Genomic DNA, 13,623 nt, shown 5'->3' on the forward strand with positions numbered 1-13,623 from the left:
CCATCCAACCTCTGCTTGATCGGGACATTTCCATGGGACTCAACCACCTGATGCGTCAGTTTTCCATTCGCACCCGCATGCTCGGCGCCATCGGCGTGGTGCTGGCGCTGCTGGTGGTGGTGGGCGGAGCTGGCCTGTGGGGCATGCAGCGCTTGCACCAGCTGAGCCAAGAGTTTGTGAGCCATGCGTTTGAAGAAACGCTGATCCTCTCGCGCCTGCGCGTGGCCATGGCCGACCTGAGCCGCTACGAGAAGGACATGGTGATCCACTACGAATCGCCTGAACAACTGTCGCTGGCCAACATGCGGTGGGAAAAAGCCCGCGCCGAGATAGACAAGCAGATCGGCCACATGCTGGAAGGCGATGACGACGAGGACAACGCCTTGCTGCGCGAGATGCAACAACGGCTGGGCGTGTACGTGGCGGCGGTGGAGCCGGTGGTGGTGCAGATCAAGGCGGGTGGTTACGACAGCGCCACCGTGGCCAACCGCATGCTGGCACGCGCCCACGAGCAATACGCAACGCTGCTGGCCGACATGGCCCAGATTGAAAAAATCATCTTGGGCGAAGCGGCCAGCCTGCAGGCCGAGGAGCAGTCCACCAGCGACCAGACGCTGTGGCTGTTTGGCTTGGCGGTTGCGCTGGCGGGGCTGGTGGTGGTGCCCACCACGCTGGCCAACATGCAGAGCATTTGCCGCCCGCTCGACCACGCGCAGCGCCTGGCCACCGCCATCACACAGGGGGATCTGACCCAGTCCATGGCCATCGATGGCAAAGACGAGCTTTCGCGCCTCATGCAGGCGCTGGGCGGCATGCAGGACGCCTTGGCGCGCATTGTGGGCGAGGTGCGCAGAAGCTCTGACGGCATTGGCACCGCCAGCGCGCAGATCGCTTCGGGCAACCAGGACTTGTCCACCCGCACGGAGCAAGCCGCCAGCAGCTTGCAGCAAACGGCCAGCAGCATGGAACAGATCAACGGCACCGTGCGCCAGAGCGCCGACGCGGCCCGCCAGGCCAGCCAGATGGCGGTGGCCAACGCCGAGGTGGCCGCGCGCGGTGGCCAGGTGGTGGGCCAGGTGGTGACCACCATGGAAGAGATCAACCAGAGCAGCCGAAAGATTGGCGACATCATTGGTGTGATCGATGGCATTGCGTTCCAGACCAACATCCTGGCGCTGAATGCCGCGGTAGAAGCCGCCCGCGCCGGCGAGCAAGGCCGGGGCTTTGCGGTGGTGGCCGCCGAGGTGCGCAACCTGGCGCAGCGCAGCGCCGAGGCGGCCAAAGAGATCAAGACGCTCATTGGCAACAGCGTGGACAAGGTCGACATGGGTTCGCGCCTGGTGGCCGAGGCGGGCAGCACCATCAGCGAAATCGTGGCCAACGCCGACAAGGTGTCGGCCTTCATCAGCGACATCACGACCGCCGCCAACGAACAGTCCAGCGGCATGGGCCAGGTGAGCGGCGCGGTCAGCCAGCTCGACCAGATGACGCAGCAAAACGCCGCGCTGGTGGAAGAAAGCGCGGCGGCAGCCGAGAGCCTGAAAGACCAGGCCGCCCGGCTCGCCGATGTGGTGCGCGTGTTCCGCTTGAGCGGCCGCACAGACCTGGCCACAGTCTGAGCGCCAGAGCGCTTTGAGCACTGCCCAAGGCGGCGTTTGAGGCGCTGCGAAGCCTGCCTTGACCCCATGACGGTGTCTGCGCACCTGCCAGCGGCACCGCATCGTGCCTATACTTGCGCCAGCTTCTGAAACCCCGGCCCGGTGGCTGCTGCCTCGGGACGCGGCCCGCCCGGTGCGCGCTGGGCTTTGATCCCCTGGAGACCGATGCCATGAACGCCCGCTTGCCCCAGCCCCTGCCGCTCGAACCCACGGCGCTGCAAAGCCATGTGAACGCCGCTTGGTCCAGCACCATCGTGCCCGAGCTGCAGCGCTACATCGAGGTGCCGGCCAAGTCGCCCGCGTTTGACGCCGACTGGGCCAGCCACGGTCTGCTCGACCGGGTGTTGCAAAGCGCCGCCGACTGGGTGCAGGCCCAGCGGGTGCCCGGCCTCACGCTCGAAGTGATTCGCCTCAACGATGTCCAGGGTGTGCCTCGCACGCCGGTGCTGTTTTTTGAAATGCCCGCCAGCGCCGGGCGAGACGGCACGCCCGCCCCCGCTTCAGGCCAGACCGTGCTGATGTACGGCCACCTCGACAAGCAACCCGAATTCACCGGCTGGCGCAGCGACCTCGGCCCCTGGACGCCGAAAATTGTGGACGGCAAGCTCTATGGCCGTGGCGGCGCCGACGATGGCTACGCGGTGTACGCCAGCATCGCGGCGGTGCAGGCGCTCAAGGCCCAAGGCGCGGCGCACCCGCGCATCGTGGGTCTGGTGGAAACCTGCGAAGAAAGCGGCTCGGGCGACCTGCTGCCCTACGTGGACGCATTGCGCACCCGGCTGGGCGACGTGGGCCTGGTGATCTGCCTGGACAGTGGCGCCGGCAATTACGACCAGCTGTGGCTGACCACCAGCCTGCGTGGCATGGCCAGCGGCGTGCTGAAGGTGGAGGTGCTGACCGAAGGCATCCATTCGGGCGACGCTTCCGGGCTGGTGCCGTCCAGTTTTCGCATCATGCGCCAGGTGTTGGACCGCCTGGAAGACAGCGCCACCGGCCGCCTGCTGCCGGCCAGCTTTCACTGCGAAGTGCCCGCCGAACGCGTGGCGCAGGCCAAGGCCACGGCGGCCATTCTGGGCGACGAAATTTACAAGCGCTTCCCCTGGGCACACCACGACTGCGGTGGCTCTACCGTGTTTGCCTTGCCCACCACCACCGACCCGGTGGACGCCTTGCTTAACCGCACCTGGCGGCCCACGCTCAGCGTCACCGGGGCCGACGGTTTCCCTGAGTTGCGCAACGCAGGCAATGTGTTGCGGCCTTACACCGCGTTCAAGCTCAGTCTGCGCCTGCCCCCGCTGGTGGACGCGCCCAGCGCCGTGCAAGAGCTCAAAGCCTTGCTGGAAGACAACGCGCCGTACCAGGCCCGCGTGACGTTTGAGGGCGAAGGCGCAGCCAGCGGCTGGAACGCGCCCACCACCACACCGTGGTTTGAAGCCGCGCTGCAAGACGCTTCGCAAGCGCACTTTGGCGCCGGCTGCGGCACCATCGGCCAGGGCGGCACCATTCCGCTCATGAACATGCTCAGCAAAGGTTTCCCCACCGCGCAAATGATGGTGTGTGGCGTGCTCGGCCCCAAGAGCAACGCACACGGCCCCAACGAGTTTTTGCACCTGGACTACGCGCAGCGCCTCACCGCCTCGGTGGCCCAGGTGATTGCCCGCATGCCTTGACGGCAGGCGCGTTTCGCCAAAACCCGCGTCCCCGGCCCCAACGCCTTCGCTTGCCCCCGCCATGTCCGACACCACCCAGGCCCCTTTCACCCTCGAAGACGGCCTGAACCTGGCCCTGTACGACTGGCCGCTGCCCATGCGCTGGCGCCCGCGTGGCGTGGTGCTGGTGGTGCACGGCCTGGGCGAACACGCCTGGCGCTACGACCCGCTGGCCCAGCGTCTGAATGAATGGGGCTTTTGCGTGCGCGCCTACGACCAGCGCGGTCACGGCGAGTCGGGTGGCGCCCGTGGCGTGATCCCGTCCGACACCGCTTTGCTGGACGACCTGGCCGAGGTGCTGGACGACACGCGGCGGCACATTGCGCGGCCCTGGGCCTGCCCGCTCATTCTCATGGGCCACAGCATGGGGGGGCTGGTGGCGTCCACCTTTGTTCAGCGCAACATCGCGCCGGTGGATGCGCTGGTGCTGTCGTCTCCCGCGCTGGACGCGGGCATCGGCCCCAAGCAGAAAAAAATCATGCGGTTGCTTTACCGCTGGGCGCCCAACCTGGCGCTCTCAAACGGCCTGGACGCCAGCAAGATTTCACACAGCGCGGCGGTGGTGGATGCCTACGCGAACGACCGGCTGGTGCACGACCGCATTTCGGCCCGGTTGGCCCGGTTCATCGACAGCAACGGCCCCCGGGTGGTGGCCGCCGCACCGCGCTGGCATGTGCCCACCTTGCTCATGTATGCCGGTGCTGACCGCCTGGTGCGCCCCGAAGGCAGCCGCGCTTTTGCCGCCATGGCGCCGCGCGACAAGGTCACCAGCCATTGTTTTGAAGGGCTGTACCACGAGATCTTCAACGAGCAAGACCCGTCGGCTGTTTACGTTGCGCTCAAGGCCTGGCTGGACCAGCGTGCGCCCGCCTGAGCGTCAACTGCCGGGCACACGTTTCAAATAAAACAGCCTCGCTTGGGGCTGTTTGTTTGCGGGTCGAAACGCTGCGTTCAATGGCCCAGCGGCCACACCCGATCAGCGTTTTTGCAACAGGCCGCCGAGCATGCCCATCAGGTCGCCCGCGTTGCCGCCACCTTGGCCGCCCAGCAGGGCACCCAGAGCGCCCGTGCCGTTGTCGGTGGGCATCTGGCCTTGCGGTGTGAGTTTGTCGATCAGGCCCGGCAGCAGGTCGGCCATGGTGCCAGCGGCTTGCTGGGCGTTGCCGCCGAGTTGCTGGGCGATCATGCCCATGAGGTCGGGGCCCAGGGCGCCACCGAGCTGGTCGGCAGACACGGGCTGGTTGGCACCCGTGCCCACCCACGACTGGGCCGCTTCACCCAGGCCACCCTGTTGCAGCTTGGCCAAAATGCCTTGCAGGCCACCGGCGTTGTTCATCAGCGCACCGACGATGCCCATGAGCATCTGGGGGTCGAGCCCACCGGCTGCGCCCGTGGCGCCTGCCGACGCTTGGTTGCCCTGCAGCGAGCCCATCGCTGCGTTGGTGGCGGCGCCAATCAAAGAGTCCATCAAGCCCATGTCGTATCCCTTGTGTGAAGTGGAGCCGCAGCGGCTGCTGCGGCCCAGGCCCGGGTCAGTCGATGTGCCCCGGGTCAGGCCGCATTGTGGGCTTGGCGCCGCAGCCACGCAAGCCACGCCAGGGCCACGCCGGTGAGGGCTACAGGCACCAGCGAACCTACGTTCAGCCACTGCCAGCCCTGGGTGGTGACGAGGGCGCCCGAGGCGAACGACGTGACCGCCATGGTGGCAAAAACAAAAAAGTTGATGGCGGCCTGTGCGCGGTCTTTTTCCTCAGGTCTGTAGGCTTGAAGCGACAGCGTGGTGCTGCCCGTGAACAGGAAGTTCCAGCCCACACCCAGCAAAAACAGGGCAATCAGGAACTGGTGCAGGTCCACACCCGAGAGCGCAATGGCAATGCAGGCGATGTTGAGCACCACGCCCACGCCCATGATGGTCAGCACCCCGAAGCGCTTGATCAGGTGGCCGGTGAAGAAGCCCGGTGCAAACATGCCGATCACATGCCACTCCAGCACCAGCGCGGCGTCGTCAAACTCAAAGCCGCACACCTGCATGGCCAGCGGCGTGGCCGCCATCAGCAGGTTCATCACGCCATAGCCCAGCGCCGCCCCTGCGGTGGCCACAATGAAAACCGGCTGGCGCATGATGACCGACAGCGGGCGCCCCGGGTCGGCATTCGCCTTTTTGGGTGGCAGCGGTGGAAATTTGAGGAACGACATGATCGCCATCGACAGCAGCGCCACCACGGCCAGCGCCAGGTAGGCGCCGGCAAACGGCACATCAAACAGGCTGCGTGTGCGGCTCGCCAGGTTGGGCCCCAGCACCGCGCCCACCAGGCCGCCGGCGAGCACCAGCGACACCGCTTTTTCGCGGAAATCGGGCGCGCTCAGCTCGGCTGCGGCAAAGCGGTACAGCTGGCCGTTGGCGCTGTAGTAACCCGCGATCACGGTGGCGCTCACCAGCAGCCAGAAGTTTTTGTCAATGGCGGCCCAGAAACACAACAGGGCCGACGCAAACGCCACCAGCAAACCGATCTGGAACGAGCCCTTGCGGCCGTAGGCGCTTTGTGTGCGTGCCACCAGCGGTGTGGACAAGGCACCGCCCACCACATAGCCCATGACCGGCAAGGTGGCCATCCAGCCCAGCGGCGCCAGCGACAAGCCCACCAGACCGTTGATGGCGATGAACACCACGTTGTTGGTGAGAAACAGGCCTTGCGCGGCGGCCAGCAGCCAGAGGTTTTTATTCATAAGCGGGTGTTTATACAGCGGCTGACCTCGGGTGGCTGTCCGGTGCGGGGCAGCCGCTTCAGGTGGGGCGCGTCAATGTGCTGCCAGCACCAGCGCAGCCAGCGCAGCGGTCTCGGCGCGCAGCACGCGCGGCCCCAGCGTGACCGGCACAAACCCGGTGGCCCGGGCCGCGGCGTCCTCGCTGGGGCTCAAGCCCCCTTCGGGCCCGCTGAGAAACAGCACCGGCGTTTGGGCCGGCTGGCTGGCCAGCACCGCCGCCAGCGGCTGAGAGCCATCGGCCAGCGACAGCACGCACCGCAGCAGGGGCGTTGCGGCGTCAACTGGGTCAGCGGGGTTGGCGGTCTTGAGCCAGGCGGTCAGTTCGGCCACCGGCATCACGGTGGGCACCCGGTTGCCGCCGCACTGCTCGCACGCGGCGGTGGCCACGGCTTGCCAATGGGCCTGCTTTTTCGTGGCGCGCTCTCCGCTCAGGCGCAGCACGCTGTGGGCGGTGTGCAGCGGCTGCACGCTGGCCACGCCGAGTTCGGTGGCTTTCTCCACCAGCCAGTCCATACGGTCGTTGGCGGGCATGCCCACGGCCAGGTGCACGCGGCGGCTGGGCTCACATTCCCGGGTCTGGTGGCTGTCCACGCGCACCGCCACGTCCGAGCGGCCCATGCGCAGAACGGTGGCGCTGTATTCGCCGCCGTCGCCGTTGAACAGCGTGATGACGCCACCGGGCTGCAGGCGCAGCACCTGCACATGGCGGGCTGCCGCAGCGGGCAGGTCCAGTTCGGTACCCGCAGCGAGCGGGACGGGGCAGTGAAAGCGCGGCATACCTGTGGCCTCAGACGCGGCCGAAGGCGTAGCCCGAGGCGGCTTCAAACCCTTCCACCTGGTCGATCACTTTGAGAAACGGCCCCAGCTCGCGGTAGCGGTGTGTGGTGTTGCGGATGTAGTGGATGAAGCGGTGCGTGTCGGCCAGGTATTTGGGCTTGCCGTCGCGCAGGGTGAGCCGCGCAAAGATGCCCGCCACTTTCAGGTGGCGCTGCAGGCCCATCCATTCCACCGCGCGGTAGAAGGCGCCGAAGTCGCTGTGCCAGTCTTCAAAGTCCATCAGCCCGGCTTTGCGCGCCTTTTCCCAGTAACGAATGGTGATATCGATGACGAAATCTTCCTCCCAGGTGAGGAAGGCGTCGCGCATGAGGCTCGCGATGTCGTAGGTGATGGGGCCGTACACCGCGTCCTGGAAATCCAGCACGCCGAGTTGCTGGGCCGGGGTGCTGCCGGGCAGGGCGGGGATCATCAAGTTGCGCGGCATGAAGTCGCGGTGCACATAGACGCTGGGTGCGGCCAGATTGCGCTTGACGATGCTGTCAAACGCCTTGCTCAGCGTCTCGGCGTCTTTGCCCTGCAGCGTGGTCTGGCGGTGCTGGGCCAGGTACCAGTCGGGAAACAGCTGCAATTCGCGGCGCAGCAGCGGCTCGTCGTAAGCCGGTAGCACGCCGGGCTTGGAGGCGAGCTGCCAGGCCAGCAGCGTGTCCAGCGCCTGCAGGTAGCGGGCGTGGTTGGCGGCCGGGTTGTCGGGCTGTATCTGCTCCATCATGGTCTGCGTGCCCAGGTCGGGCAGCAGCATGAAGCCCAGCGGCTCGTCCCAGGCCAAAATCTGCGGCACCAGCAGGCCGGCGTCCTGCATCAGGCCGGCCACGTGCACGAAGGGCTGGCAGTTTTCTTTGTCGGGCGGCGCGTCCATGACGATGCGGCTCGCGCCATCCACCGTGTCCACCCGCAGGTAGCGGCGAAAGCTGGCGTCGGCCGAGGCCGGGCGCAGCGTGGCGGGCAGCAGGCCCTGGGCGCCGGCCAGGCAGTGCAGCCAGGCGTTGAAGGCGGTTTCGCGCTGGGGGTCGGCCCACGTAACAAGGGGTTGGATCGGGGTCATGGGAGTGGGCTGGTGCACAGCGACAGCCGCTGTGTTGGCATAGGATAATCGCCGCAGATTCTACAAACCCGCTTCGCGTGGCCCATGGGCGCCACAATGAGCGCCGCAACCCGCCTTTGTCTCACCAGCATCCCGCTGTTCTTTGTACTTTTCAGGCTCTGCTGCCGCGGGTCCGCCTCCTCACTCTCTGAGCCCTACGCCTTGAACCGCCGCCCCGCACCGCCGGTCCCTGCCCTTGTGGCCGGGAACCCCCTTGAACCCCGCTTCGTGCGGGTGCCGGTGGCGTGTGCCGTGCGCGGCTTGCTCGCCTGTCTGGCGCTGGGCGCCCTGGCCGCGCCCGGGCTGGTGTGGGCCCAGTCGGGCGATGGCGACGAAGCCTTGACCCTGGGCGCTCAGCTGCAGCCCAGCCCGCTGCTGCAAGAAAACCTGCCCAAAGCGGTGCAAGGGCAGTTGCCCACCTTTGTGTCGGGTGATCGCCTGTCGGGCCAGACCGACGGGCTGGTGCTCATTGAAGGCGGAGCCGAGCTGCGCCGCCACGACACCGTGATCCGTGCCGACCGGCTGGAATTTGACCAGGCCACCAACGATGCCCGTGCCGCAGGCAACGTGCTCATCAACCGCAGCGGCAACCGGTACGAGGGCCCCGAGCTGCAGATCAACGTGGAAACCAGCCGCGGCACCTTTGTGCAACCGGCGTTTTCGCTGCTGAAAAACGGCGGTCAGGGCGACGCCAGCCGCATCGACTTTCTCGGCGAAGACCGCATGGCGGCGCACGATGCCCGCTATTCCACCTGCCCGCGCACGCCGGGCCAGAAATGGATGCCCGACTGGCTGGTGCGCGCCACACGGATTGATATCGACAACGTCGAAGAAACCGGACTGGCCACGGGGGGCGTGCTGGAGTTCAAAGGCGTGCCGCTGCTGGGCCTGCCGCTGCTGAGTTTTCCGCTCACCGACAAGCGCAAGTCCGGTGTGTTGCCGCCCACCATCAACATCGACAACATCAGCGGCCTGGAACTGACGCTACCGTATTACCTGAACCTGGCGCCCAACTTCGACGCCACGCTCTACCCCACCTTCATGAGCAAGCGCGGTGTGGACCTGGGCGGCGAGTTTCGTTACCTGGAGCCGAGCTACAACGGCGAGGCGCGCGCGGCCTTCATGCCGTCGGACCGCTTGCGCGACAGCAACCGGTGGGGCTATTCGGTGCAGCACAACCACCGCCTGCAAGAACAGGCCGGTGTGCGCCTGCTGGGGCTGGACAGCCCGGTGGGCCTGCGCCTGAACCTCAACCGCGTGAGCGACGACGACTATTGGCGCGATTTCCCGCGTTCCAGCACCTCGCTCACCTCGCGCCTGCTGGCCAGCGATGCGGTGCTGAACTGGGGGCGCGGCCCCTGGTCGGTGGAGGCGGGCGCTTACCAGTGGCAGACCCTGCAAGACGTGGAGGCACCCATCACGCCGCCTTACGACCGCCTGCCTTCCTTGGCCGTGCGTTATGCGCGCAACGACGCCCGCATTGGCGGGCTCGGCGGCTGGGACTGGTCGGTACGCACCGAGATGACCCGCTTCCGGGCCGACGCGGTGGTGGCGGCACCGGACCGGCAAAACGGCACCCGCAGCCTGGCCGTGGGCGAGATCAGCCGCAACTGGCAGGCGCCAGGCGGCTACGTGAAGCCGCGTCTGCAGTTGCACGCCGCCCACTACCGGCTGGACGATGGGTTGATGGCCGGCAGCCAAAGCGCCTCGCGCGTGGTGCCCACCTTCAGCGTGGACAGCGGGCTGGTGTTTGAGCGCCAGGCCAGCCACTTCGGCCGCGCATTCACCGAGACCCTGGAGCCACGGGCTTTTTTCAGCTGGACGCCTTACCGCGACCAATCGCTGCTGCCCAACTACGATTCGGCCGCCAACGACTTCAACTTCGCATCGATCTACACCGAGAACGCTTTTGGTGGCAACGACCGCATTTCGGACACGCGTGCCTTCACCTTGGGCGTCAGTTCGCGCCTGTTGGACCCCCAAACTGGCGCTGAAGTGGTGCGCGTGGGCATTGCACAGCGCTATCTGTTGCGCGACCAGACGGTGGTGCTCCCCAATGCCGCTGGCTTGCCGGGTGGTGATCCCCTGCTGGAGCGTCTGAGTGACGTGCTGGTGGGCGGGCGCATCCAGTGGGATCCGCGCTGGTCCATGGACGCCAATGTGCAGTTCAACCCCAAAGAGCGCGAGTCGGTGCGCACCACCCTCAGTGCGCGCTACACCCCCAGCAAATACCGTGTGCTCAGCGCCGCCTACCGCTTGCAGCGCGGCAGCAGCGAGCAGTACGACATCGGCTGGCAATGGCCACTGAACGACCTGTGGAGCACCCCGGTGCGCAACGGCGTACCCGGCCAGGCGCTGGGTGCCGGGCAGTGGTACAGCGTGGGCCGCATCAACTACAGCGTGCCCGACCGCAAGGTCGTCGATCTGGTGGCCGGCTTTGAGTACGATGCGGGTTGCTGGCTTGGCCGCGTGGTGCTGGAGCGCTTGCAGCGCAGCAGCGCCAGTGCGAACCAACGCATCCTGTTTCAACTTGAATTCTCAGGCTTCTCGCGCATCGGGTCCAATCCGTTGAAGACGCTCAAGGAAAGCGTGCCCCGCTACCAGTACCTGCGAGAAGAAATCAACCCGCCGAGTCGGTTCCAACAATATGACTGATGACCTCCTGTTTCCAGCCCGCCCGTCCCGTTTGGCCGTTTTGCTGCTGTGCGCGCCCTTGGTGTGGGGTGGTGTGGCCACGGCGCAGACCTTGCGTCCCTCAACCCAGCTCAACTCGCTGCGCAGCGTGTTGCCCACCGGGCCACAGACCGCCGACTTCATCGTGGCGCTGGTCAACTCGGAGCCGGTGACCAACAACGAGGTGCGCCAGCGCATGCTGCGCGTGGAACAGCAACTGACCCAGCAGGGTGCCGCCATGCCAGCGCGCGACGAGTTGGCTCGCCAGGTGCTGGAGCAGCTGGTGAGTGAGCGCGCACAACTGCAACAGGCCGCTGAAATGGGGCTGCGCGTGGACGAGGCCACGCTGCTGCAGGCCGAGCAATCCATTGCCGAGCAAAACCAGCTGAGCCTGGAAGACTTCCGCCGCCGCGTCGCGGCCCAGGGCATGGACCTCAACCGCCTGCGCAACGACTTGCGCAACCAGATCCTGCTGCAACGGGTGCGCGAACGCGAGGTCGAGTCCCGCGTGCGTGTCACCGAGTCCGACATCGACGACTTCATCCGTGAAAAGCAAACCAACGTCGACCCCAGTCAGCTCACACTGAACCTTGCGCATGTGCTGGTGCTGGTGCCCGAAGGCGCCAGCGAAGAGCGCGTGCGTGAACTGCAGGTGCGCGCGCAGGCCGTGGCCGACCGCGCCCGCAGCGGGTTTGACTTTGCTGCCCTGGCCCGCGAGTACTCGGATGCGCCCGAACGCACCAACGGGGGCGTGTTTGGCATGCGCCCCGCCGACCGCTTGCCAGCCCTGTTTGTCGAAGCTGTTGCACCCGTGGCCGCTGGCGGTATTGCCGGACCGTTTCGCAGCCCGGCCGGGTTCCATGTGCTCAAAGTGCTGGAAAAGAGCCAGGCCGGTCTGCCCGACGTGGTGGTCACCCAGACCCGCGCGCGGCATGTTCTTTTGCGCGTCACCCCGCAACTCAGCCAGGACGCTGCCGTGGCGCGGCTCAGCCAGTTCCGCGAACAGGTCGTCTCGGGGCAGGCCAGCTTTCCAGCGCTGGCGCGCGAACACAGCCAGGACGGTTCGGCCCGAGAAGGCGGCGATCTGGGCTGGGCCAACCCCGGGCAATTTGTGCCCGAGTTCGAAGAAGCCATGAACGCCCTGCGCCCGGGAGAAATTTCGCAGCCGCTCGTGTCGCGCTTTGGCGTGCACCTGATCCGCGTGGATGAGCGGCGTGACAACACCCTGAGCCAGCGCGAACAGCGCGAAGTGGTGCGCGGCTTGGTGCGCGAGCAAAAGGCGGGTGAGGCGCTGCAAAGCTGGGCCCAGGACGTTCGCAGCCGGGCATTTGTCGAATACCGCGAAGCGCCCCAGCTGTGATGCCCGTTGCCGGCAGGCGCATAGGTCGCTCCGCATGAAACACATTGCCCGCAAACGCTTTGGCCAGCACTTCCTGACCGATCGCGCCATCATCGACGCCATTGTGGATGCCATCGGTCCGCAGCCTGGCGATGCCATGGTGGAGATTGGCCCCGGTCTGGCCGCCATGACGCAGCCCCTGGTCGAGCGCCTGGGTCACCTCACCGTGATTGAGCTCGACCGCGATCTCGCTGCCCGCCTGCGCAGCCACGGGCAGCTGGAGGTGATCGAGTCGGACGTGCTCAAGGTCGACTTCACCGCGCTGTCTGTCCGCCTGAACCCCGAAGGCGGACGCAAGCTGCGTGTGGTGGGCAACTTGCCCTACAACATTTCCACACCCATCCTGTTTCACCTGCTCGACCATGTGGCCGAGGTGCAAGACCAGCACTTCATGCTGCAAAAGGAAGTGATCGACCGCATGGTGGCCAGCCCGGCTTCGTCCGATTACAGCCGCCTCTCGGTCATGCTGCAGTGGCGCTACGCCATGGACAACGTGCTGTTTGTGCCGCCCGAGAGCTTTGATCCACCGCCCCGCGTCGACAGCGCCATTGTGCGCATGGTGCCGCTGGCCGAGCCGCCCGCGATCGACATCCGGCTCTACGGCGAACTGGTGCAAACGGCCTTCAGCCAGCGCCGCAAGATCTTGCGCAACACGCTGGGCAAGTGGCTCGAAGCCCGCGGTTTTACAGGCACGTTTGACGTACAACGCCGCGCCGAAGAAGTGCCGGTGCACGAATACGTGGCCCTGTGCCAAGCCGTGCAGCAGGCCGCTCCCAACACGCAAGCGTGAAAAAGCCGCTGCAAGCAGCGGCCGAATTCACCAAGGGCACAGCGGATCTGGCTTCGCCAGGCCGCCAGTGTCGCCTCCCTGTAGGGGGGTGACGCGCCGCAGGCGCGGCGCGGGGGGGCAGCATCAGGCTGCGGCCAGCCAGTACCCGGCGTTGAACGGGCTGCTCATGCGCAGCGCCATGGGGCTCACGTCGAGCAGCTTGTCCGTGGGCATCGGTTCTTCGCTTTCCACTTCGATCTGCTCTTCGCCCTTGGGTGTGCGGGCCACCGAGAACGAGTAGAAGCAGCGGAATGGAATCTTGCGGTCGCTCCAGTAATCAGCTGCATCGCGGAAGATGTCGAGCAGTTGCTCGCGCGCTTCCTTGTCGAACTTGGTGTGGGCCGGAATGTGCTCCAGCACCACAATGAAACCCGTCTGCGGTCCCGACTTGTGGACCATGTCGGTCATGCAGTCGTAGAGCGCATCGAAATTTTTGCCAAAGTGTGCGGGCAAGGTGTATTGAGCTGCGATCAACTCCAGCACGTCCTGTTTGCTTTGGGCTTTCGCCAGGTTGGCATACAGGAAGTGATGGCCCAATTGCTCGGCCGAAGCCTGCAGGTCTTTCACGCCATAAGCGCGAATCGACTGAACGATATTGGGGCGTACGTTACGAAGTGGCATGTCCATCTCCGCGTCTCTTTCAAAGGTCAAAGTTAAAAATCTAATCGCCA

The 13,623-nt window shown here is 66.1% G+C and carries 10 protein-coding genes and 1 pseudogene; 6 read left to right on the top strand and 5 right to left on the bottom strand.

The annotated features are described in order from the left end of the window. Positions 1-32 precede the first annotated feature (32 nt). The 3 genes from AC4QBL_RS17980 (at position 33) to AC4QBL_RS17990 (ending at position 4,241) form a co-directional block, all read left to right on the top strand. A complete protein-coding gene (locus tag AC4QBL_RS17980; RefSeq protein WP_472907543.1) occupies positions 33-1,619 on the top strand; it encodes a methyl-accepting chemotaxis protein in 1,587 nt (528 codons plus the stop codon). 209 nt (positions 1,620-1,828) lie between these two features. Continuing rightward, entirely contained in the window at positions 1,829-3,328 is a 1,500-nt protein-coding gene (locus tag AC4QBL_RS17985) for a M20 family metallopeptidase (protein ID WP_472907542.1), read from the top strand. A 61-nt stretch (positions 3,329-3,389) separates the two neighbouring features. Further along, a complete protein-coding gene (locus tag AC4QBL_RS17990) occupies positions 3,390-4,241 on the top strand; it encodes an alpha/beta hydrolase (RefSeq protein ID WP_472907541.1) in 852 nt (283 codons plus the stop codon). Positions 4,242-4,343: 102 nt separating this feature from the next. Here AC4QBL_RS17990 and AC4QBL_RS17995 read toward each other — a convergent pair whose 3' ends face one another. The 4 genes from AC4QBL_RS17995 to AC4QBL_RS18010 all read right to left on the bottom strand — a co-directional run bounded on the left by AC4QBL_RS17995 (position 4,344) and on the right by AC4QBL_RS18010 (position 8,012). Further along, on the bottom strand, positions 4,344-4,835 hold the full coding sequence (locus tag AC4QBL_RS17995) for a YidB family protein (RefSeq protein WP_472901979.1): 492 nt from the start codon (positions 4,833-4,835) through the stop codon (positions 4,344-4,346). Positions 4,836-4,918: 83 nt separating this feature from the next. Beyond that, positions 4,919-6,094 carry an MFS transporter gene (locus tag AC4QBL_RS18000; RefSeq protein ID WP_472901978.1) on the bottom strand — a complete coding sequence of 392 codons (1,176 nt, stop codon included), beginning with the start codon at positions 6,092-6,094 and terminating at the stop codon, positions 4,919-4,921. Between the two features lie 72 nt (positions 6,095-6,166). Continuing rightward, positions 6,167-6,910 (bottom strand): 16S rRNA (uracil(1498)-N(3))-methyltransferase, encoded by a 744-nt coding sequence (locus AC4QBL_RS18005; RefSeq protein ID WP_472907540.1) that lies wholly within the window; start codon positions 6,908-6,910, stop codon positions 6,167-6,169. A gap of 10 nt (positions 6,911-6,920) precedes the next feature. Beyond that, the gene (locus tag AC4QBL_RS18010; protein WP_472907539.1) at positions 6,921-8,012 is read right to left on the bottom strand and encodes an aminoglycoside phosphotransferase family protein; all 1,092 of its coding nucleotides are present in this window, start codon (positions 8,010-8,012) and stop codon (positions 6,921-6,923) included. A 237-nt stretch (positions 8,013-8,249) separates the two neighbouring features. Between AC4QBL_RS18010 and AC4QBL_RS18015 the strand changes: the two genes are divergently transcribed. From AC4QBL_RS18015 to rsmA, 3 genes are read left to right on the top strand one after another with little or no spacing between them, the layout of a single operon-like run. Then, the gene (locus AC4QBL_RS18015) at positions 8,250-10,706 is read left to right on the top strand and encodes an LPS-assembly protein LptD (protein ID WP_472907538.1); all 2,457 of its coding nucleotides are present in this window, start codon (positions 8,250-8,252) and stop codon (positions 10,704-10,706) included. Then, positions 10,699-12,084 (top strand): peptidylprolyl isomerase, encoded by a 1,386-nt coding sequence (locus tag AC4QBL_RS18020; RefSeq protein ID WP_472907537.1) that lies wholly within the window; start codon positions 10,699-10,701, stop codon positions 12,082-12,084. Before AC4QBL_RS18015 ends, AC4QBL_RS18020 begins: the two co-directional genes overlap by 8 nt. A gap of 34 nt (positions 12,085-12,118) precedes the next feature. After that, on the top strand, positions 12,119-12,913 hold the full coding sequence (gene rsmA / locus AC4QBL_RS18025; RefSeq protein ID WP_472907536.1) for a 16S rRNA (adenine(1518)-N(6)/adenine(1519)-N(6))-dimethyltransferase RsmA: 795 nt from the start codon (positions 12,119-12,121) through the stop codon (positions 12,911-12,913). A gap of 270 nt (positions 12,914-13,183) precedes the next feature. Here rsmA and AC4QBL_RS18030 read toward each other — a convergent pair. Continuing rightward, positions 13,184-13,579 (bottom strand): annotated as a pseudogene (locus AC4QBL_RS18030) (barstar family protein); the annotation flags it as partial. Positions 13,580-13,623: the final 44 nt, after the last annotated feature.

The organism is Hydrogenophaga sp. L99 (genome assembly GCF_058731905.1).

What these genes read in the sequence shown, in the direction of transcription:
- AC4QBL_RS17985 (WP_472907542.1), top strand. Translation starts at nt 1,829, where the DNA reads ATGAACGCCCGCTTGCCCCAGCCCCTGCCGCTCGAACCCACGGCGCTG.
- AC4QBL_RS17995 (WP_472901979.1), bottom strand. Translation starts at nt 4,835, where the DNA reads ATGGACTCTTTGATTGGCGCCGCCACCAACGCAGCGATGGGCTCGCTG.
- AC4QBL_RS17990 (WP_472907541.1), top strand. Translation starts at nt 3,390, where the DNA reads ATGTCCGACACCACCCAGGCCCCTTTCACCCTCGAAGACGGCCTGAAC.
- AC4QBL_RS18000 (WP_472901978.1), bottom strand. Translation starts at nt 6,094, where the DNA reads ATGAATAAAAACCTCTGGCTGCTGGCCGCCGCGCAAGGCCTGTTTCTC.
- rsmA (WP_472907536.1), top strand. Translation starts at nt 12,119, where the DNA reads ATGAAACACATTGCCCGCAAACGCTTTGGCCAGCACTTCCTGACCGAT.
- AC4QBL_RS17980 (WP_472907543.1), top strand. Translation starts at nt 33, where the DNA reads ATGGGACTCAACCACCTGATGCGTCAGTTTTCCATTCGCACCCGCATG.
- AC4QBL_RS18005 (WP_472907540.1), bottom strand. Translation starts at nt 6,910, where the DNA reads ATGCCGCGCTTTCACTGCCCCGTCCCGCTCGCTGCGGGTACCGAACTG.
- AC4QBL_RS18020 (WP_472907537.1), top strand. Translation starts at nt 10,699, where the DNA reads ATGACTGATGACCTCCTGTTTCCAGCCCGCCCGTCCCGTTTGGCCGTT.
- AC4QBL_RS18010 (WP_472907539.1), bottom strand. Translation starts at nt 8,012, where the DNA reads ATGACCCCGATCCAACCCCTTGTTACGTGGGCCGACCCCCAGCGCGAA.